The 19,342-nt window shown below is 68.8% G+C and carries 19 protein-coding genes; 4 read left to right on the top strand and 15 right to left on the bottom strand.

The genetic code is table 11. The features are described 5' to 3' along the window. Nucleotides 1-912: 912 nt before the first annotated feature. The 12 genes from G531_RS0109150 to G531_RS0109095 form a co-directional block, all read right to left on the bottom strand. Nucleotides 913-1,605: an ATP-binding cassette domain-containing protein gene (locus G531_RS0109150; RefSeq protein WP_026927026.1), complete on the bottom strand. Its 693-nt coding sequence runs from the start codon at nt 1,603-1,605 to the stop codon at nt 913-915. Then, nucleotides 1,598-2,461, bottom strand: a complete 864-nt coding sequence (gene urtD, locus G531_RS0109145; RefSeq protein ID WP_081683979.1) for an urea ABC transporter ATP-binding protein UrtD — start codon at nt 2,459-2,461, stop codon at nt 1,598-1,600. The genes G531_RS0109150 and urtD overlap by 8 nt, the downstream gene beginning before the upstream one ends. Then, nucleotides 2,458-3,606, bottom strand: a complete 1,149-nt coding sequence (gene urtC, locus G531_RS21540; RefSeq protein WP_081683978.1) for an urea ABC transporter permease subunit UrtC — start codon at nt 3,604-3,606, stop codon at nt 2,458-2,460. The genes urtD and urtC overlap by 4 nt, the downstream gene beginning before the upstream one ends. Then, complete coding sequence (gene urtB / locus G531_RS0109135; RefSeq protein ID WP_026927024.1) at nt 3,603-4,487, bottom strand: urea ABC transporter permease subunit UrtB; 885 nt, start codon at nt 4,485-4,487, stop codon at nt 3,603-3,605. The genes urtC and urtB overlap by 4 nt, the downstream gene beginning before the upstream one ends. Continuing rightward, a complete protein-coding gene (urtA, locus tag G531_RS0109130; RefSeq protein ID WP_035758420.1) occupies nt 4,487-5,749 on the bottom strand; it encodes an urea ABC transporter substrate-binding protein in 1,263 nt (420 codons plus the stop codon). Before urtA ends, urtB begins: the two co-directional genes overlap by 1 nt. A gap of 196 nt (nt 5,750-5,945) precedes the next feature. After that, nucleotides 5,946-6,761, bottom strand: coding sequence for an urease accessory protein UreD (locus G531_RS0109125; RefSeq protein ID WP_026927022.1), 816 nt, complete (start codon nt 6,759-6,761; stop codon nt 5,946-5,948). Beyond that, nucleotides 6,758-7,405 (bottom strand): urease accessory protein UreG, encoded by a 648-nt coding sequence (ureG, locus tag G531_RS0109120; RefSeq protein WP_026927021.1) that lies wholly within the window; start codon nt 7,403-7,405, stop codon nt 6,758-6,760. The genes G531_RS0109125 and ureG overlap by 4 nt, the downstream gene beginning before the upstream one ends. Before the next feature lie 15 nt (nt 7,406-7,420). After that, nucleotides 7,421-8,110 (bottom strand): urease accessory protein UreF, encoded by a 690-nt coding sequence (locus G531_RS0109115; RefSeq protein ID WP_026927020.1) that lies wholly within the window; start codon nt 8,108-8,110, stop codon nt 7,421-7,423. Beyond that, nucleotides 8,091-8,612, bottom strand: coding sequence for an urease accessory protein UreE (locus G531_RS0109110; RefSeq protein ID WP_051215283.1), 522 nt, complete (start codon nt 8,610-8,612; stop codon nt 8,091-8,093). The genes G531_RS0109115 and G531_RS0109110 overlap by 20 nt, the downstream gene beginning before the upstream one ends. A 33-nt stretch (nt 8,613-8,645) precedes the next feature. Next, a complete protein-coding gene (gene ureC, locus G531_RS0109105; RefSeq protein ID WP_026927018.1) occupies nt 8,646-10,358 on the bottom strand; it encodes an urease subunit alpha in 1,713 nt (570 codons plus the stop codon). Next, nucleotides 10,355-10,717 carry an urease subunit beta gene (locus G531_RS0109100; RefSeq protein ID WP_026927017.1) on the bottom strand — a complete coding sequence of 121 codons (363 nt, stop codon included), beginning with the start codon at nt 10,715-10,717 and terminating at the stop codon, nt 10,355-10,357. Before G531_RS0109100 ends, ureC begins: the two co-directional genes overlap by 4 nt. Before the next feature lie 28 nt (nt 10,718-10,745). After that, nucleotides 10,746-11,048, bottom strand: coding sequence for an urease subunit gamma (locus G531_RS0109095; RefSeq protein ID WP_026927016.1), 303 nt, complete (start codon nt 11,046-11,048; stop codon nt 10,746-10,748). 256 nt (nt 11,049-11,304) lie between these two features. Here G531_RS0109095 and ilvD point away from each other — a divergent pair, with 256 nt between their 5' ends. The 4 genes from ilvD (at nt 11,305) to ilvC (ending at nt 16,784) form a co-directional block, all read left to right on the top strand. Next, the gene (gene ilvD, locus G531_RS0109090) at nt 11,305-13,143 is read left to right on the top strand and encodes a dihydroxy-acid dehydratase (protein WP_026927015.1); all 1,839 of its coding nucleotides are present in this window, start codon (nt 11,305-11,307) and stop codon (nt 13,141-13,143) included. A gap of 234 nt (nt 13,144-13,377) precedes the next feature. Beyond that, nucleotides 13,378-15,159: an acetolactate synthase large subunit gene (locus G531_RS0109085; protein WP_051215282.1), complete on the top strand. Its 1,782-nt coding sequence runs from the start codon at nt 13,378-13,380 to the stop codon at nt 15,157-15,159. Next, nucleotides 15,156-15,701: an acetolactate synthase small subunit gene (ilvN, locus tag G531_RS0109080; protein ID WP_026927013.1), complete on the top strand. Its 546-nt coding sequence runs from the start codon at nt 15,156-15,158 to the stop codon at nt 15,699-15,701. The genes G531_RS0109085 and ilvN overlap by 4 nt, the downstream gene beginning before the upstream one ends. 51 nt (nt 15,702-15,752) lie before the next feature. After that, complete coding sequence (gene ilvC, locus G531_RS0109075) at nt 15,753-16,784, top strand: ketol-acid reductoisomerase (protein ID WP_035758419.1); 1,032 nt, start codon at nt 15,753-15,755, stop codon at nt 16,782-16,784. A 73-nt stretch (nt 16,785-16,857) separates the two neighbouring features. Here the strand turns inward: ilvC and G531_RS0109070 are convergent, their stop codons facing one another. From G531_RS0109070 to G531_RS0109060, 3 genes are all read right to left on the bottom strand, one after another. Further along, a complete protein-coding gene (locus G531_RS0109070) occupies nt 16,858-17,430 on the bottom strand; it encodes a hypothetical protein (RefSeq protein ID WP_026927011.1) in 573 nt (190 codons plus the stop codon). Nucleotides 17,431-17,532: 102 nt separating this feature from the next. Next, nucleotides 17,533-18,120 carry an O-methyltransferase gene (locus G531_RS0109065; RefSeq protein ID WP_026927010.1) on the bottom strand — a complete coding sequence of 196 codons (588 nt, stop codon included), beginning with the start codon at nt 18,118-18,120 and terminating at the stop codon, nt 17,533-17,535. Between the two features lie 23 nt (nt 18,121-18,143). Beyond that, on the bottom strand, nt 18,144-19,217 hold the full coding sequence (locus tag G531_RS0109060; protein WP_026927009.1) for a 3-isopropylmalate dehydrogenase: 1,074 nt from the start codon (nt 19,215-19,217) through the stop codon (nt 18,144-18,146). Between the last annotated feature and the right edge of the window lie 125 nt (nt 19,218-19,342).

Here is a 19,342-nt window from a genome sequence, read left to right as displayed (position 1 = left end):
TGCTTCTCCTCTGCTGACCCGGTCGCTGCTCGGGGTGACGTGTCGGGGCGGGTGATCCGGCGTCGGTCGGGTGATCCAGCTTCGCTCTGGTGCATCCGGCTTCGGGGCGCCCCGACGCTGCCCACCCCAGGGTGACGCTCGTTGACTGTGCTGACGCTGGGTATCGGGCGGGGGGTGGTCGGGGCGGCGGGGGTGTGCCGTCGAGCCTGGAGCTGGTGTTCACGGCGGTTGAGGAGTAGACAGTAACGCCGCCGAAACTGACCAGTTTTCAAGCGCCGTCGACAGCTGGCGTCGATCGGGTCATTCAGCGTCGATCGGGTGATCCAGCGTCGCTCTGGTGATCCAGCTTCGCTCTGGTGCACCGGGCTTCGGGGCGCCCCGACGCTGCCCACCCCAGGGTGACGCTCGATGCCCTCGCTGACGCTGGGTATCGGGCGGGGAATGCTCGAGGGTGTGCCGGGCGGCGGGTCTGTGCCGTCGAGCCTGGAGCCGGTGTCGACGGCAGACAGTAACGCCGCCGAGACTGACAGTTTTCAAGCGCCGTCGACAGCTGGCGTCAATCGGGTCATCCAGCGTCGATCGGGTGATCCAGCGTCGGTCGGGTGATCCAGCTTCGCTCTGGTGCACCCGGCTTCTGGGCGCCCCGACGCTGCCCGCCCCAGGGTGACGCTCGATGCCCTCGCTGATGCTGGGTATCGGGCGGGGGATGCTCGGGGGTGGTCCGGGGGGCGGGTCTGTGCCGTCGAGCCTGGAGCCAGCGTCGGTCGGGTGATCCAACTTCGCTCTGGTGCACCGGGCTTCGGGGCGCACCGACGCTGCCCGCCCCAGGGTGACGCTCGATGCCCTCGCAGACGCTCGATGCCCTCGCAGACGCTCGATGCCCCCGCCGACGCCCGGGCCGCCCCGATCGCTTCAGATCGCCAGCGCAGCCCGCGCCTGCGCCATCGCGGAGATGCCCCCGGGACCCTGTTGGGTGATCCGCCCCGACTCGAGGACCGCAAAGTTCTCAGCATGGCACAACCCGAACCCGACCTGCTGCTCGACCAACAGCACGCTGATCCCGCGCTCGCTGACCAGGCGCAGGATCGCCTGTTCGATCTCGGTCACCACCGAGGGCTGGATACCTTCGGTCGGCTCGTCCAGCAACAGCACCTTGGGCTCGAGCAGCAATGCCCGGGCGATCGCCAACTGCTGCCGCTGGCCACCGGAGAGCAGCCCCGCCTGCCGGTCGGCGAATTCCCGCAGCACGGGGAACAGCCGAAGCTGCTCCTCGATCCGTGCCCCGGCGTTGCGACCCGTGTCGGCCACGACCCGCAGATTCTCCAGCGTCGACAGTTCGGCGAAGCAACGCTGCCCCTGCGGCACATACCCCAGACCACGACGAATCCGTTGGTGGGCGGGCAGGGCGGTGATCTCCACCCCGTCCAGCACGATCCGACCGTGACTCGGCTTCAGCAACCCGACCGCACCCTTCAGCAGGGTGGTCTTGCCGGCGCCGTTGTGGCCGAGCAGGGTGGTGATTCCCTCCCGGGCCACAGCGAAGCCGGCGAACTGCACCACGGTGGTCGGGCCGTACCCGACCGACACATTCTCGAACTCAAGCATTGTTCTCCTCCGGGTTCTGCTCGTACGCCGCGGCCTGCTCGGCTGCGATCAGCGCTGCTTCCTCCTCGGCGGGGTGTCCCAGGTAGACCTCAATCACCTCCGGGTCGGCCTGCACCTCGGCCACCGACCCCTCGGCGAGGATCCTCCCGCGGTGCATCACCGTCACCGAATCGGCATAGGCGCGCAGGAACTCCATGTCGTGCTCCACGACGATCACGGTGCGCAACTCGGCAATCCGCCGCAGCAGTTCTCCGGTCTGCGCCCGTTCCTCGGCGTTCATCCCGGCGACCGGTTCGTCCAGCAACAGCAGTCGAGAGTTCTGCGCCAGCAACATGCCGATCTCCAACCACTGCTTCTGGCCGTGGGCCAGAATGCCCGCCCGACGGTGCCGCAAGTCGGCCAGGCCGATCCCCTCGAGCACCTGCTCCACCGACTCCGGCGGCCGCCGCCGCGCCCGCAACAGGCTCAGCGGACTCCGTCCCGCACCCGCGGCCAGGTCCAGGTTCTGCTCGACGGTGAGGTCCTCGATCACGCTCGCGGTCTGGAACGTACGCCCCACTCCCGCCCGGGCGATCCGATGCACCTTGCGGCCGAGCAGGGGCACACCGCCGAAGGCGGCGTCCCCGGTCGCCGGGACCAGGCCGGTCAACGCGTCCACCACGGTGGTCTTGCCGGCCCCGTTCGGGCCGATCAGGAACCGCAGTTCGCCCTGGACCACGGTCAGGTCGATCCCGTCGACCGCGACGAATCCGCCGAAGCTGACCCGCAGGTTGCGGACCTCGAGGTAGTCCTGGCGGACGAACTCGGGCCGGATCGCCTCCCCGAGTTCGCCGACGTCGATCGCTGGAACCTTCATGCGTGAATCCTTTCGGTGTCCGGGCCGGGGGCGTCGATGCCCGAGGTGATGCCGGTGGTCGATGCAGTGGTCGGATCGGGGCGCAGCCGTCGCCGAGCCGGCAGCCGGCGTACCCGGCCGACCAGTTCGGCCAGCCCGCCGGGCAGAAACCCGACCACCAGGATGAACACGGCGCCCTGGAAGTAGGTCCAGGCGGCGGGGAAGGTCTCCGACAGTCCGGACCCGGCCGCCGAGACCGCGATCGACCCGAGGACCGGCCCGAGGAGGGTGGCCCGGCCGCCGATGGCGACACCGGCCAGGAAGGCGATGGAGGGCACCACGCCCACATCGGCCGGCGAGATGATCCCCACGATCGGCACGAACAGCGCCCCACCGATGGCGGCGAACACGGCGGCGATCACGTAGGCGACCGTTTTGACCAGCGCCGGGTTGTAGCCCAGGAAGCGGGTCCGGTTCTCCTGATCGCGTACGGCCACCAGCAGTTCCCCGAATCGGGAGCGCCGCAACTGCCACACGATCAGCACCATCCCCACCAGTACCGCGGCGGCGATGAAGTAGAGCATCCGCTGATTGGCCGGATCGTTCAGGTCATAGCCGAAGAAGCCCCGGAACCCGTTCAGACCGTTGGTGCCACCGGTGGTCTGCTGCTGACCGATCAGCAGGATGGCGAACGCCGCCACCAGGGCCTGGGACAGGATCGCGAAGTACGCCCCCCGGACGGCCCGACGGAAGATCAGGTAGCCCAGGACACCGGCGACCAGGGCCGGCAGCGCCACGATCAGGATCACCGTCACCGCCGGGGACCGCAGGGGCTCCCACCACACCGGCAGTTCGCCGGTCCCGTACAACAGCATGAAGTCCGGTACGCCGCCCGGCCCGGCGTCGGCGAGCTTGAGGTGCATCGCCATCAGGTACGCCCCGAGGCCGAAGAAGACCCCCTGGCCCATCACCAGCATCCCGCCCTGACCCCAGGCCAGACCGATCCCGACCGCGACCATCGCCACGCACAGGAACCGGGCCAGCAGGGACAACCGGAAATCGCTGAGGCCGGCCGGGGCCAGTACGAACAGCACCACGATGCCGATCGCCAGCCCCACCAGCAGGCGGAACCAGGTCGTGGCCCACAGACTTCTGAAGGTATTCATGCCAGACTCCTCGTCCGGATCGTGACCAGGCCCTGGGGCCGGATCTGCAGGAAGGCGACCACCGCCAGCAGGACCAGGACCTTCGCCAGGGAGGCGCCGAGGCTGAGTTCCACGAAGGCCTGCAGGACGCCCAGGCCGAAGGCGGCGATCACCGCGCCCTTCACCCGGCCCAGCCCGCCGACCACGACCACCAGGAACGCATCGACGATGTAGTTCTGCCCGAGGGTCGGCCCGACCGAGCCGAGCAGGGTCAGCGCGACCCCGGCCAGACCGGCGATCCCGGACCCGATGAAGAAGGTCAGGTCATCGGTGCGCGGGGAGGAGATGCCGCTGACCTCGGCGAGGTCCCGGTTCTGGCTGACTGCCCGGATCCGCCGCCCGAGGGCGGTCCGGGTCAGCACCAGACTGATCCCGACCACCGCGGCCACGGCCAGCACGATGATGAACACCCGGGCCTTGGGGAAGCCGATGCCGAATACGGTGATCGGGCCGGCCAGCCAGGTCGGTGCCGGCACGTCGACGTTCGGGGCGCCGAAGATATCGCGAGCCAGTTGCTGCAGCACCAGGGCGACTCCCCAGGTCACCAACAGGGTGTCCAGCGGCCGGTTGTGCATCCGGCTGAGCAGGCTCCGGTGCAGGATCAGCCCCAGCAGGCCACCGACCCCGAATCCGACGACGAGCGCCAGCGGCAGCGAAATATTCGGATCGCCGATCAGGCCCCGGAGCACGAAGGCGGTGTAGGCACCGGCCATCATGAACTCGCCGTGGGCCATGTTGATCACGCCCATCTGCCCGAAGGTGAGTGACAGGCCGAGGGCGGCGAGCAACAGCACCGAGCCGATGCTCGCCCCCGCGAACAGTTGGGCAGCAATAACTTCCATCAGCTCAGACCCTTGGCCCACGGGTAGGTGGTCAGGTACGGATCGGGATCGATCGGGCCCGGCGAGGTCCACACCGAGTCGATCAGGCCGGTGCCGTTGATCTTGCCGATCCGGGCGGTCTTGGCGATGTGGTGGTTCTGGCCGTTGACGGTGACCTTGCCCTCCGGGGCGTCGAAGGTGACCCCGTCGGCGGCGTTCTGGATCGCCGCGGTGTCGAAGGCGCCGGCCTTCTCGACCATCGCCTTCCACAGGTACAGCGAGGTGTAGGCGGCCTCCATCGGGTCGGAGGTGACCCGGTTCTGGCCGTACTTCGCCTTGAACGCCTGCACGAAGGTCCGGTTCTGCGGGCTGTCGACGGTCTCGTAGTAGTTCCAGGCCACCAGTTGGTTCTGCACGTTGTCGACGCCGATGCCGCCGACTTCCTCCTCCGCGATCGACACCGACATCACCGGCATGGTGTCCGCGGTCAGGCCGGCGTTGCGGTACTCCTTGAAGAAGGCCACATTGGAATCGCCGTTGAGGGTGTTGAAGACCGCGTCGGCGTTGGCGCTGCGGACCTTGCCGACGATGGTGGAGAAGTCGGTGTGGCCCAGCGGGGCGTACTCCTCACCCTTGATCTCCATGCCGTGCTCCTTGGCGTAGGCGGTGATGATCTTGTTCGCCGTACGCGGGAACACGTAGTCGGAACCGACCAGGTAGAGCGACTTGGCGCCCTTTTCGCGCAGGTAGTCCAGGGCCGGGATGATCTGCTGATTGGTGGTCGCGCCGGAATAGAAGATGTTCTTCGACGCCTCCAGACCCTCGTACTGCACGGGGTAGAACAGCAGCGAGTTGGCCCCCTCGAAGACCGGCAGCATCGCCTTGCGGCTGGCGGACGTCCAGCCGCCGAAGACCGCCGCGGTGCAGTCGGCGGTGATCAGTTTGCGGGCCTTCTCGGCGAACTTGGTCGGCTCGGAGGCGCCGTCCTCGGTGACGACCTGCAGCTTCTTGCCCAGGACGCCGCCGCCGGCGTTGATCTCCTCGGCGGCGAGGTTGAGGGAGTCGTTGACGGTCTTCTCCGAGATCGCCATCGTGCCCGACAGTGAGTTGAGGAAGCCGATCTTGATCGAGTCACCGGAGGTGTCGACGCAGGAGGCGGCGTTGTTCGCCGCGGCGGTGCCGTCGGCGGAGACCTTGGCTCCGCCGCAGGCCGACAGGCCCATGGTGAGCGCGGCGGCGAGGGCGAGGGTGGCCCGGATCGGGCGGCGGGGAACAGCAGTCACGGCAGTGCCTTTCGCAAAGTCCCGGGTGGGAGGTGCGGGGTCTTCTTGGTACCCGGGACGCTAGGCAGCGCGGGTTACGCGGCGATTCGTGCGGTATGTCGCCGGTGTAACAGCCTGTGGCGCCGTATTACGCGGTATTACGCAAGGGAACAGCGACGATAATTCGGCGGGCTCGGGACAGGACGTGGTTGTCCGGTCACCACTGCCGGTGGCGCAGTGGGCCGGCGCCGAACCAGCGCTCCCGCAGGTGGTCGGCGATGCCATCGGTGACCGCCCGCACCTGCGCGGTGTCGGTGCCGAGCACGCGGACGAGGAAGCCGGGCACCTCCAGTGCGGAGATCCCGACCTGGGCCGGGGCGTCGGCGTACGCCCGGGCGAGTTCGGCGATCAGCGGCTCCTCGACCCGGCGATCGAGCACCAGCAGGCCGGCCAGATGAGTGCCCGGCCCGGTCGGGACCGATCCGGTTTCGGCGGGGGCCAGCCGCAGGTTGTCCACCGCGACCAGCCGGTCGTCCGGTCGGGTGCGCACCTCGGTACGCAGGTGCAGCCGGCGGTAACCGAACCGGGCCCCGTCCGGGGACCACCCGGGCGTGAGCACCTCGCCCAGCAGCACCGTCGAATCCGGGTCCCAGTCGATCCGGAGCTCCTGGTGGTAGCGGGCCCCGGCGTACGCGATCACCGGTTCGGGCCGCCAATCCAGCACCGCTGCGGGCGCAGTGCGCAGGTGGGTGCGCTGCTGGGCGTACCCGCTCGGGCAGCGATAGATCTTGGTCGCCGACTGGCCGGTCAGCTCGGTGGCCGCGCCGGGGCCGAGATCCAGGTCGATCCGATAGCGATCACCGGCCAGGTAGCCGCCGCCGGGGTTGAGGATCGTCCACCCGGTCCAGCCGGGATGGGGGACCGGGCGCGGCCGCAGCACCCGCAGGGCGCCGCGGTGCCGGACCTCGTGTGCGACGGTACGCCCGGCGCGGACGCCCAGCGCCAGATGCAGTTCCCCGGTCGGGGTGCTCATGCCGCGCCGGGGGCGTCCAGCATCAGCACGTCGCGCCGGATCCACTCCAGCACCGCCGGCAGACCCTCGTCGGTGCGCAGGTTGGTGAAGCAGAACGGCCGCTGCCCGCGGAAGCGTTCGGAGTCGGCCCGCATCACGGCCAGGTCCGCGCCGACGTGCGGGGCGAGGTCGGTCTTGTTGATCACGAACAGGTCGCAGCGGATCATCCCCTGGCCGGCCTTGCGGGGGATCTTCTCGCCCTGGGCGACGTCGATGACATAGATCGAGACGTCGACCAGTTCGGGGCTGAAGGTGGCCGACAGGTTGTCCCCGCCGGATTCGACGAAGATCAGTTCCAGGTCGGGATGCCGGTGCAGCAACTCCTCGATCGCGGCCTCGTTCATCGAGGTGTCCTCGCGGATCGCGGTGTGCGGGCAGCCGCCGGTCTCCACCCCGATGATCCGATCCACCGGCAGCACCCCGGTGCGGGCCAGGATGGCGGCGTCCTCGGTGGTGTAGATGTCGTTGGTCACCGCCGCCATCGAGAACTCCGGCGTCAGGGCGCGGGTGACCCGCTCGATCAACTGGGTCTTGCCCGCGCCGACGGGTCCGCCGACCCCGATCCGGACCGGGCCGGTGGGGGCGGGGGAGGGACGTTCGGACATGGTGGCTCCAATCGGTCAGGACATGAACATGCGGGTCAACTGATACGCGTGCCGCATCTGGTCGATCTCCAGGGCGGGGTCGGTGGCGCCGAGCTCATCGATCCCGGCGGTGGCAGCGGTCTGCACGGCCTGCTCGATGTCGGGATGCAGGCCGGCCAGAACGCGCTGCCCGGCGTTCTGACCCAGCGGAACTGCGCGGACGGCATTGCCGACCAGCGACGACAGCGTCGAATGCAGCGACAGCCGGGCCACCGTCGGCCAGCTCAGGCCGAGGTCGGTGCCCAGGGTTGCGAGCACCAGGGCGGCCTGCCCGGTGGCCCGTCCGGCCGCCACCTCCGCGGCGTACGCGGCGGTCCCGGGGGTGGGGAAACAGGTGTCGGCCAGGGTCAGCATCCGTCGCCCGATCGTGGTCTGCGCCCGGCGTACCTGGATCGGGGCGGTGCTCACCCGCAGCAGTGTGTCGAGCTCGGTCAGCGGCACCTCACGCCGCATCAGACAGCGGATTGCCAGCGCGTCGGTGCGGGCCAGGCTGCCGTGCACCAGCCGACGCAGCCAGCAGCCGCAGGAATCCGCGTCGCGGACCCGCTGGTCGCTGATCGCGGTCTCCAGGCCGAAGGAGTGACTGAACGCGCCGGTCGGCGCGGCGGAGTCGATCAGCTGGATCAGCGCCAGCGGGACCGGCGGTTCAGTGGGTGTGCTCGGCATGCCGGAAGGGTTCGGCCAGCGCTCGTTCGACACGCTCGAAGGGGACCCCGCGCTCGGTCAGATAGGCGGCGATCGTGTGGTCGTCGGGCATCACCAGTTCGCACGCCCCGGTACCGGACGGGTCGCTGGGCAGGGCGGCGAACTGGGCCGGTTGGTGCCGGTTGCCCAGGGCGTGGGCGACCTCACCCATTTCGCGCATCGTGCGGGGCCGGATCGCCAGCACCCAGCCCGCCGCCGAGGTCACCACGATCAGCATGTTTCCCTCGCGGACCAGGATGTCCCCGTCGTGCAGGGTCGTGCCGCGGGGCAGTTGCAGCCCCAGCCGGGTGCCGTGGTCGGAGACCAGGACCTGCCGCGGCCGGCGCCGATCCTCGGCCGCGACCCGGACACGCTCAATGTGACAGTCGGCCACCTCAGCGGGGGAAAGATCGGCGGTAGTGCCGAGCACGGCGGCGACGATGCGGATCGCCGCCGGGTCCGGCCGGTGCGGATGGGTGGTCATCGGGTCCTCCGAACGAGTCCAGAACGAACGGGTCTAGAACAGGAAGTAGCGCTGGGCCAGCGGGAGCTGCTCGGCCGGCGGGCAGGTGAGCAGTTCGCCGTCGACGCGCACCTGGTAGGTCTGCGGGTCGACCTCGATCCGCGGGGTGGCGCCGTTGTGCACCATGTCGGCCTTGGTCAGTCCGCGGATCCCGCCCACCGGATGCAGCCGGCGGCGCAGCGCGAGCCTGTCGGCGATGCCGTCGTCGAGGGCCGCCTGCGACACAAAGGTCAGCGAGTTCTCGACCGCGCCCCGGGCCAGGCCCCCGAACTGGGGCCGCATCGTCCGCGGCCCCGGGGTGGGGATCGAGGCGTTCGGGTCGCCCATCACCGCCATGGCGATCTGCCCGCCCTTGAGCACCAGGTCCGGTTTGGCACCGAAGAAGGCCGGATTCCACAGCACCAGGTCGGCCCATTTGCCGACCTCGACCGAACCGACGATGTCGGCGATCCCCATCGCGATCGCGGGGTTGATCGTGTACTTGGCGAGGTAGCGCTTGATCCGCTCGTTGTCGGCGTACGCGGTATCGCCGCCCAACGGTCCGCGGACCTGCTTCATCCGATCGGCGACCTGCCAGGTACGCAGCACCACCTCCCCGACCCGCCCCATCGCCTGGGAGTCCGAGGACACCATCGAGAACACCCCCAGATCGTGCAGCACGTCCTCGGCAGCGATCGTTTCCGGCCGGATCCGGGAGTCGGCGAAGGCCACATCCTCGGGGATGTCCGGACTGAGGTGGTGGCAGACCATCAGCATGTCGAGGTGTTCCTCGATGGTGTTCACCGTGTACGGCAGCGTCGGGTTGGTCGAGGACGGCAACACATGGGGCAGGCCGGCCATCGCGATGATGTCGGGGGCGTGCCCCCCGCCGGCGCCCTCGGTGTGGAAAGTGTGGATCACCCGCCCGGCGATCGCGGCGATGGTGTCCTCGACGAAGCCGGCCTCGTTGAGGGTGTCGGTGTGGATGGCGATCTGTACGTCGAACTCGTCGGCGACCCGCAGGGCGGTGTCGATCACCGACCCGGTCGCGCCCCAGTCCTCGTGGATCTTCAGGCCGATCGCACCGGCGAGGATCTGCTCGGCCAGCGGCGCGCGCACCGCGGCGTGGCCCTTGCCGAGGAAGCCGACGTTCATCGGCAGATCCTGGGTCGCCTGCAGCATCCGGGCCAGGTGCCAGGGGCCCGGGGTGACCGTGGTGGCATTGGTGCCCTCGGCCGGGCCGGTGCCGCCACCCAGCATGGTCGTGGTGCCGGCGGCCAGGGCGGTGCTCACCTGGTCGACCGAGATGAAGTGGATGTGCGCATCGATCGCGCCGGCGGTCAGGATCCGGCCCTCCCCGGCGATGATCTCGGTCGCGGCACCGATCACGATGTCGACCCCGGACATCACATCCGGATTGCCGGCCTTCCCGATCGCGGCGATCCGGCCGTCGCGCAGGGCAATATCGGCCTTGTAGATCCCGGTCGCATCGAGCACGACGGCGTTGGTGATCACGGTGTCGGGGACCCCGTCGGCACGGGTCAGTCGGCCGTTGAGGCCCATCCCGTCGCGGATCACCTTCCCGCCACCGAAGACCACCTCGTCGCCGGGGACGGTGTGATCGTGTTCGATCCGGGCGTACAACTGCGTGTCGGCGAGCCGGATCGCGTCCCCGGTGGTCGGTCCGTAGAGCGCGGCGTAGTCGGCGCGGGGGAGTTCGCGGCTCATCGGGGTTCCTCCCCGGTCCCCGGTGCCGGCCCGTCATCCAGTCGGCCGTTGATCAACCCGGTGAAGCCGTGAACCTCCCGGTTCCCGGCCAACGCGACCAGGCGGACCCGGCGTCGGTCGCCGGGTTCGAAGCGGGCCGCGGTTCCGGCCGGGATATCGAGCCGGAAGCCGCGGGCCGCGGCGCGGTCGAACCGCAGCGCCGAGTTCGCCTCGGCGAAGTGGTAGTGCGAGCCGACCTGGACCGGCCGATCGCCGGTGTTGGTGACCTCGAGTTCGACGGTTTCCCGGTCGGCGTTGATCAGGATCGGCTCGTCGGCCAGCACATACCCACCGGGGCCCGGCAGCGAGGTGGAGTTCATCGAGGTTCCTTCCATGGTCGGGTCAGGGTCAGCGGATCGGGTCGTGCACGGTGACCAACTTCGTGCCGTCGGGGAAGGTCGCCTCGATCTGGACCGCAGGGATCATCTCCGCGATCCCCTCCATCACGTCGGCCCGGGTCAGGATGGTGGCCCCGTAGGACATCAGTTCGGACACGCTGCGGCCGTCGCGCGCGCCCTCGAGCAGCTCGGCGGTGATCAGCGCGACGGCCTCGGGGTGATTCAGCAGCAGGCCGCGTTCGCGCCGGCGCCGGGCCAGGTCGCCGGCCACGACGATCAGCAGCTTCTCCTGTTCGCGGGGGGTGAGGTGCACGGTGCTCCGATCTCGTATCACTTGACCCGTAACGTCACCCCGGACCCTAGGAGCCGGATGTGCCGGGCGAGTGCCGACCGGGTTGCGCTCGTGTTACATCGCCGGAGTGGGCCGATCCTGCCACCACCCGGCCCGGAAACGGGGAAAACGGCACGTTCGCAGCGACTGGTGGCAGGATCGGCCCACCCGACGCCCGGCACAACCGGCCCGATGGTCATCCGGCCCTCAAGTTGCCGGGGTGGACTAGGCTGCTCCTATGCCAGACCTGCGATCTCGACTCTCGACCCACGGCCGCAATATGGCCGGCGCTCGCGCCCTGTGGCGCGCGACCGGCATGGGCGACGACGACTTCGGGAAGCCGATCATCGCGATTGCCAACTCCTACACCCAGTTCGTCCCGGGTCACGTCCACCTGAAGAACCTCGGTGACGTGGTCGCCGAGGCGATCCGCGAGGCCGGCGGGGTGTCGAAGGAGTTCAACACCATCGCCGTCGACGACGGCATCGCGATGGGCCACGGCGGCATGCTCTACTCGCTGCCCAGCCGCGACCTGATCGCCGACTCGGTGGAGTACATGGTCAACGCCCACCGCGCCGACGCCCTGGTGTGCATCTCCAACTGCGACAAGATCACTCCGGGCATGCTGTTGGCCGCGATGCGGCTGAACATCCCGGTGGTCTTCGTCTCCGGCGGCCCGATGGAGGCCGGCAAGGCCGTGGTGGTCGACGGCAAGGCCTACGGCTCGACCGACCTGATCACCGCGATGTCGGCCACCGCCGACGACTCGATCAGCGAGCAGGGCCTGGACATCATGGAGCGGTCGGCCTGCCCGACCTGTGGCTCCTGTTCCGGGATGTTCACCGCGAACTCGATGAACTGCCTCACCGAGGCGCTGGGCCTGTCCCTGCCGGGCAACGGCACCACGCTGGCCACCCACGCCTACCGCAAGGAACTGTTCCAGGAGGCCGGCCGGCGCATCGTCGATCTGTGCCAGCGCTACTACCAGAAGGGCGACGACTCGGTCCTGCCGCGCAACATCGCGACCAAGAACGCCTTCCGCAACGCGATCGCCCTGGACATCGCGATGGGCGGGTCGACCAACACGATCCTGCACACCCTGGCGGCGGCGATCGAGGGCGAGATCGACTTCACCCTCAACGACATCGAGGACCTCTCCCGCAAGGTGCCCTGCCTCAGCAAGGTCTCCCCGAACCATCCCGACTACCACGTCGAGGACGTCCATCGCGCCGGCGGCATCCCCGCGATCCTGGGCGAACTGGATCGCGGCGGCCTGCTGGAGTCCGACGTGCACACCGTGCACAGTGAGGGCCTGCGGGACTGGCTGGACGAGTGGGACATCCGGGGCGGCAAGGCGTCGGAGCAGGCGATGGCGCTGTTCCATGCCGCGCCGGGCGGCGTACGCACCACCGAGGCGTTCTCCACCGAGAACGTCTGGGACACCCTCGACCTCGATGCCGCCGGCGGCTGCATCCGCGACCTCGAGCACGCCTACACCAAGGACGGCGGGCTGGCGGTCCTCTACGGCAACCTGGCCCTGGACGGGTCGGTGATCAAGTCCGCCGGCATCGATGAGAGCCTGTTCCGCTTCGTCGGCCCGGCGGTGGTCGTGGACTCCCAGGAAGAGGCCGTGGAGAAGATCCTCAACAAGACCGTCAAGGAGGGCGACGTCGTCGTCATCCGCTTCGAGGGCCCGAAGGGCGGTCCCGGGATGCAGGAGATGCTGTACCCGACCTCCTTCCTCAAGGGACGCGGCCTGGGCAAGGCCTGTGCGCTGATCACCGACGGCCGCTTCTCCGGCGGCACCTCGGGCATCTCGGTCGGCCACATCTCGCCCGAGGCGGCCGGTGGCGGCGTGATCGGTCTGGTCCACGACGGCGACGAGATCGTGATCGACATCCACGAACGGCAGCTGCACCTGAACGTGAGCGACGAGGAACTCGCCCGCCGGCGGCAGGCCATGGGTGAACTGCCCTGGAAGCCGGCGAACCGGCAGCGCGAGGTCTCGAAGGCCCTGAAGGTGTACGCGAAGCTGGTACGCCCGGCGTCCTTCGGTGCGGTCCGCGAGATCGACTGAGCGCGGCGGGGGCGCACGGGCCGCAAAGTTGACAGGTCCGGAGGGATAGGACAAGGTGAACGGGTGCAGCAAGACTTGGTTCTCGTAGTTCTTTAGCGTGTTGGCGGCCGTAACCCCGCAGCCAACACGCTCCCTCGTCTGCCCCCGGGCAACGAGGGTTTTTTATGTTCCGGGCCGATCCCCGGACGAACCACGAGAACCGAACCACAGATGAGACACGAGGACTGGACAACCATGGTGGAAACACAGTCGGCACAGCCGCCGGCAGACGCAGCGTCGAGCGCGCAAGGCACGGAGATGACGGGCTCCCAGGCTTTGGTCACTGCCCTCGAGCAGGTCGGTGTCGAGGTTATTTTCGGTATTCCGGGAGGCGCGATCCTCCCGGCCTACGACCCGCTGTTCGATTCCTCGGTACGCCACATCCTCACCCGGCACGAGCAGGGTGCCGGTCACGCCGCGCAGGGGTACGCGATGGCCACCGGCAAGGTGGGCGTGTGCATGGCCACCTCCGGCCCGGGCGCGACCAACCTGGTCACCCCGATCGCCGACGCGTACATGGACTCGGTCCCGATCGTGGCGATCACCGGACAGGTCGGGTCGGCCGCGATCGGTACCGATGCCTTCCAGGAGGCCGACATTCGCGGCATCACCATGCCGATCACCAAGCACAACTTCCTGATCACCCACGCCGCCGACATTCCGCGGGCGATCGTGGAGGCCTTCCACATCGCCAGCACCGGTCGGCCCGGTCCGGTGCTGGTCGACATCACCAAGGACGCACTGCAGGCGATGACCACCTACCAGTGGCCCGAGGAGATCGACCTGCCCGGGTACCACCCGGTGACCAAGCCGCACACCAAGCAGATCAAGGAAGCCGCCAAGCTGATCCGCGCCGCGCAACGACCCACCCTCTACATCGGCGGTGGCGTGATCAAGGCGAACGCGGCCTGGGAACTGCGGCAGCTGATGCAGCTGACCAAGATCCCGGCGGTGACCACGCTGATGGCGCGGGGAGCGATCGACGAGGGCCACGAGCTCTACATGGGCATGCCCGGGATGCACGGCGACGTGGCCGCGGTCGGTGCGCTGCAGCGCAGCGACCTGCTGATCACCATCGGCGCCCGCTTCGATGACCGGGTGACCGGCAAGCTGGACTCCTTCGCCCCCGATGCGAAGGTGATCCATGCCGACATCGATCCGGCCGAGATCTCCAAGAACCGGATCGCCGATGTGCCGATCGTCGGGGACGCCAAGGAGGTCATCTCCGCCCTGATCGACGTGCTCAACGACGAACCGATGCCCGACTACTCCGCCTGGACCTCCTACCTGCAGGGGCTGCGTTCGAAGTATCCGACCGGTTACGACGAGCCGGAGGACGGCACCCTGTCCCCGCAGTACGTGATCGAACGCATCGGCGAGATCGCCGGGCCGGATGCGTACTATGCCGCCGGCGTGGGCCAGCACCAGATGTGGGCCGCGCACTACCTGCCGCTGTCGAAGCCGGGGCACTGGCTGAACTCGGGCGGACTGGGCACGATGGGCTACTGCGTGCCGGCGGCGATGGGCGCCAAGATGGGGCGGCCCGACGCGGTGGTCTGGGGGATCGACGGCGACGGCTGCTTCCAGATGACCAACCAGGAGCTGGCCACCTGCACCGTGGAGCAGATCCCGATCAAGATCGCGGTGATCAACAACGAGGTGCTGGGCATGGTGCGCCAGTGGCAGAGCCTGTTCTACAACCAGCGCTACTCCAACACCGACCTGCACTCCTGGCGCGTCCCGGACTTCGTCAAGCTGGCCGACGCCATGGGCGCGGTCGGGCTGCGCGCGGAGTCCAAGGAGGAGGTCGACGACGTGATCAACCAGGCGATGGCGATCAACGATCGTCCGGTGGTGGTCGAGTTCGTCGTGGCCAAGGACGCGATGGTGTGGCCGATGGTCGCTGCCGGCACCAGCAACGATGACATCAAGATCGCCCGGGGCCTGGCTCCGCAGTGGGAAGAGGAAATCCTGTGAGCGAGAACGACACTCCCGTGACCCACACCCTGTCGGTGCTGGTGCTCAACGAGCCCGGCGTCCTCGCCCGGGTCGCCGCCCTGTTCGCCCGCCGCGGATTCAACATCGAATCCCTCGCGGTGGGACCCACCGAACACGCAGACATCTCCCGGATCACCCTGGTCGCCAACGTGGACCAGGTGAACCTGGAGCAATTGACCAAGCAGCTCAACAAACTGGTCGAGGTCATCAAGATCGTCGAACTCGACCCCGGTTCGGTGCGCCGGGAGCTGCTGCTGGTCAAGGTTCGCGCCACCGCCGAGATCCGCTCCCAGGTGCTGGAGATCGTGCAACTGTTCCGTGCCAAGACCGTCGACGCGTCCACCGACGCCATCACGATCGAGGCAACCGGCGGCCCCGACAAGATCGAGGCGCTGCTGCGGATGCTGGAACCCTACGGCATCAAGGAACTGGTCCAGTCCGGCATGGTGGCGGTGGGGCGGGGCGCTCGCTCCATCACCGACCGCTCCGGCCGTTCGGACAAGTCTCGAACCGGACGCTGACGCGTCACCACCCGTACCTCACCATTCGTTCATACTGAAGGAGTTTCACCCGTGGCTGCTGAACTGTTCCACGATTCCGATGCCGACCTCTCGCTGATCCAGGACCGCGTCGTGGCCGTGCTGGGCTACGGCTCCCAGGGCCACGCCCACGCGCTCTCGCTGCGGGACTCGGGTGTCGACGTGCGCGTCGGCCTCGCCGAGGGCTCGAAGAGCCGGGCCAAGGCGGAGGCCGAGGGCCTGCGCGTGGTCACCCCCTTCGAGGCCTGCCAGGAAGCCGACCTGATCATGGTCCTGGTTCCCGACCACATCCAGCGCAAGGTGTACGCCGAGGCCATCGAGCCGAACCTCACCGAGGGCAAGGCGCTGTTCTTTGCGCACGGCTTCAACATCCGCTTCGGCTACATCAAGCCCCCGGCCGGTGTCGACGTCGCGATGGTCGCCCCGAAGGGCCCGGGCCACCTGGTCCGCCGCGAGTACTCCGACGGCCGCGGCGTACCGGTGCTGATCGCCGTCGAGACCGACGCGACCGGCAAGGCCTGGGACGTTGCCAAGTCCTACGCCAAGGCCATCGGTGGCCTGCGCGCCGGCGGCATCAAGACCACCTTCACCGAGGAGACCGAGTCCGACCTGTTCGGTGAGCAGGCCGTGCTGTGTGGCGGCATGTCGCACCTGGTCCAGGCCGGTTTCGAGACCCTGGTGAACGCCGGGTACCAGCCGGAGATCGCCTACTTCGAGTGCCTGCACGAGCTCAAGCTCATCGTCGACCTGATGTATGAGGGTGGCATCGCCAAGATGCGCTGGAGCGTCTCGGACACCGCCGAGTACGGCGACTACGTGGCCGGTCCGCAGATCGTCACCGACGAGACCCGCAAGAACATGCAGTCGATCCTGGCCGACATCACCTCCGGCCGGTTCGCCGAGCGGTTCATCAACGATCAGGACGCCGGTGCGCCGGAGTTCAAGAGCTTCCGGGAGACCGCGGAGAAGGCTCAGATCGAGTCGACCGGGCGCGAGCTGCGCAGCATGATGTCCTGGGTCAAGCAGACCGACGCCGACTACACCGAGGGCACCTCGGCCCGCTGATCGGCCCTGTGCTGAAGCGTTTCGGCCCCGTCACCCGAGTGGGTGGCGGGGCCGAACTGTCCTCGCGGTCCGCTCAGCGGTTGCGGATGTCGAAGTCGACCAGAACGTTGCCCTCGGGGGTGTTCGCGACCGAGACCCGCCACAGCTTGGTGGTCGCCTTCTCCGCCTCGGTCACGGTGACCCCCATGTTGGTGCGTACGCACAGATCGGTCAGGTCGGGGATCGAGTTGAGCGGGCTGGCCGCCAGCGGACTGCAATCGCCGTAGGCCTGCTGCAGTCGATGGTGCAGGTCGAACGCTTCGGCCTGCTGGGCGGTCAACTGGATCTGGGCCTGGACCTCGTGGTTCGGCATGGTCAGCAGCGAGCTGCGGACCACGGACTCGTCGGGCAGATCGAACTCGGTCGCGGCCTTGATATCGCGCAGCGTCATCGGCGAACACGTGTAACCGGTGACGTTGTTGCGGCACTGCGAGCCGTTGTCATTGGTGAAGGCGAAGCCGGGAACACCCCAACGACCGGCCAGCCCGGACAGGATCAACCACAGGAAGAGCACGATGACGCCGATCCCGATGACGCCGGTGGCCACCTTCAGATTGCGGTAGCGCTTGGCGCGAGTCTGCTCATCGAGGTTCGGATGGTTGACCATGGGTCCCATGATGCAAGCGGGCCGGCAGCAGCCGAAGCCGGTGGCCCGAAATCGGCCGGATTGGGCTCAAGTTGTTATTGACCGCTGCCGGGCGACCGCCCGCTAGTGAGTGCCGGCGGCTTCGGGGCGACGGACCGCCACCACCAGGGAGGTGTCGGTGGTCACCATCAGGTCGGCACTGACCAGGCGTGGATCGGTCAGCCATTCCATCCGTAGCGCGTCGACGCTGCCGCGCGGACCCATCGGCGGCCAGGCGGCGCTGGGGGAGAAGTTGTCGATCACGATCATGCCGCCGGGCTCGGTGAGTTCGATCAACTCGGTCCGGGGCAGGTCGCGGACGGTCTGCGCATCGACCGAGATCAGCGAGAAGGGGGCCCGGCAGGCCAGTTCGTCCCAGCCGGCGGCGACCACCTCGATGTCGTCCTCGGCGAAGGTCTGCGCGGCCGCCCGGGCGAGCCGGGGCTGCCGCTCCGCGGTCAGCACCCGGGTCTGGGCCGGGGCGCCGCTGCGCAGCCAGGCGGCACCGACTCCGTAGCCGGTGCCGCACTCGGCGATCGTGCCGGTCCGGGTGGCCGCCAATGCGGCGAGCACCCGGCCGGTTTCGGTCGTGGTCGACTCGAGGAATCCGTGGCGCAGGCAGGTGGCCAGGGCCCGCCCCACGACATCGGGCAGATCCGGATTGGTACTCATCGAGGGACCGACGACCAACTGGGTCAGGCCAGCTTCGCGGCGATCGCGTCGCCCACGGCGGCGGTGGCGCGACGGCCGTTGTCCGGCAGGGACGGGCGGGCGGCGATGTCGGCGGTGACGACCTCGGCGATCCGGGCGGCCTGGTCGGTGCGGCCCAGGTGCTCCAACATCATCGAGACCGACAGGATCGCGGCGGTCGGGTCGGCCTTCTGCTGCCCGGCGATGTCGGGCGCCGAACCGTGCACCGGCTCGAACATCGAGGGGAAGGTCCCGGCGGTGTTGATGTTGCCGGAGGCGGCCAAGCCGATCCCACCGGTGACCGCAGCGGCCTCGTCGGTCAGGATGTCACCGAACAGGTTGTCGGTGACGATGACGTCGAAGCGGGCCGGATCGGTGACCAGGAAGATGGTCGCGGCATCGATGTGCAGGTAGTCCAGCTCAACCTGCGGGTACTCGGTCGCCACGGTCTCGAAGATCCGCCGCCACAGGCCACCGGCGTTGACCAGCACGTTGTGCTTGTGCACCAGGGTCAGCTTGTTGCGGCGCCGGGTGGCACGCTCGAACGCGTCGCGGACCACGCGCTCGACCCCGAACGCGGTGTTCACGCTGACCTCGGTGGCGACCTCGTGCGGGGTGCCGGCGCGCAGCTTGCCGCCGTTGCCGGCGTACAGACCCTCGGTGCCCTCGCGGACCACGACGAAGTCGACGGTCTTCCCGTCCACCACGTGCGGGGCCAGCGGGGTGGGCACGCCCGGGTAGAGCCGCGACGGGCGCAGGTTGACGCAGTGGTCGAACAGGAAGCGCAGCTTGAGCAGCAGGCCGCGCTCGAGCAGACCGGAGGGGACCTCGGTCGAGCCGGGGGCGGCGCCGACGGCACCGAGCAGGATCGCGTCGGCCTTGGCCAGTTCGTCGGTGACCGATTCCGGCAGCACCTCACCGGTACGCAGGTAGCGCTCGGCACCCAGGTCGTAGTGGACGAACTCGAAGGTGTCCGGGGCGACAACGTCGAGGACCTTGAGGCCCTCGGCGACGACCTCCGGGCCGATCCCGTCGCCTCCGATGACGGCGATCGTGGGTTTGCTGCTCGGGTTGGACACGGGGCTCCTCCTGGTGGTGACGCACGGGTGTGACGGCGGGGACCGGGTGCTGCCCGCCACTGTCGGGGCCCGGCCGCAGTCACCCTAACCAGGCCGACCATCTGGCGTACTCGCGTCTCAACCAG

The sequence above is a fragment of the Granulicoccus phenolivorans DSM 17626 = NBRC 107789 = JCM 15570 genome (genome assembly GCF_000423085.1).
Classification (GTDB): domain Bacteria; phylum Actinomycetota; class Actinomycetes; order Propionibacteriales; family Propionibacteriaceae; genus Granulicoccus; species Granulicoccus phenolivorans.
Note: the sequence above shows the minus strand (reverse complement) of the source record. Positions and strands in the feature narration are given on the sequence as shown.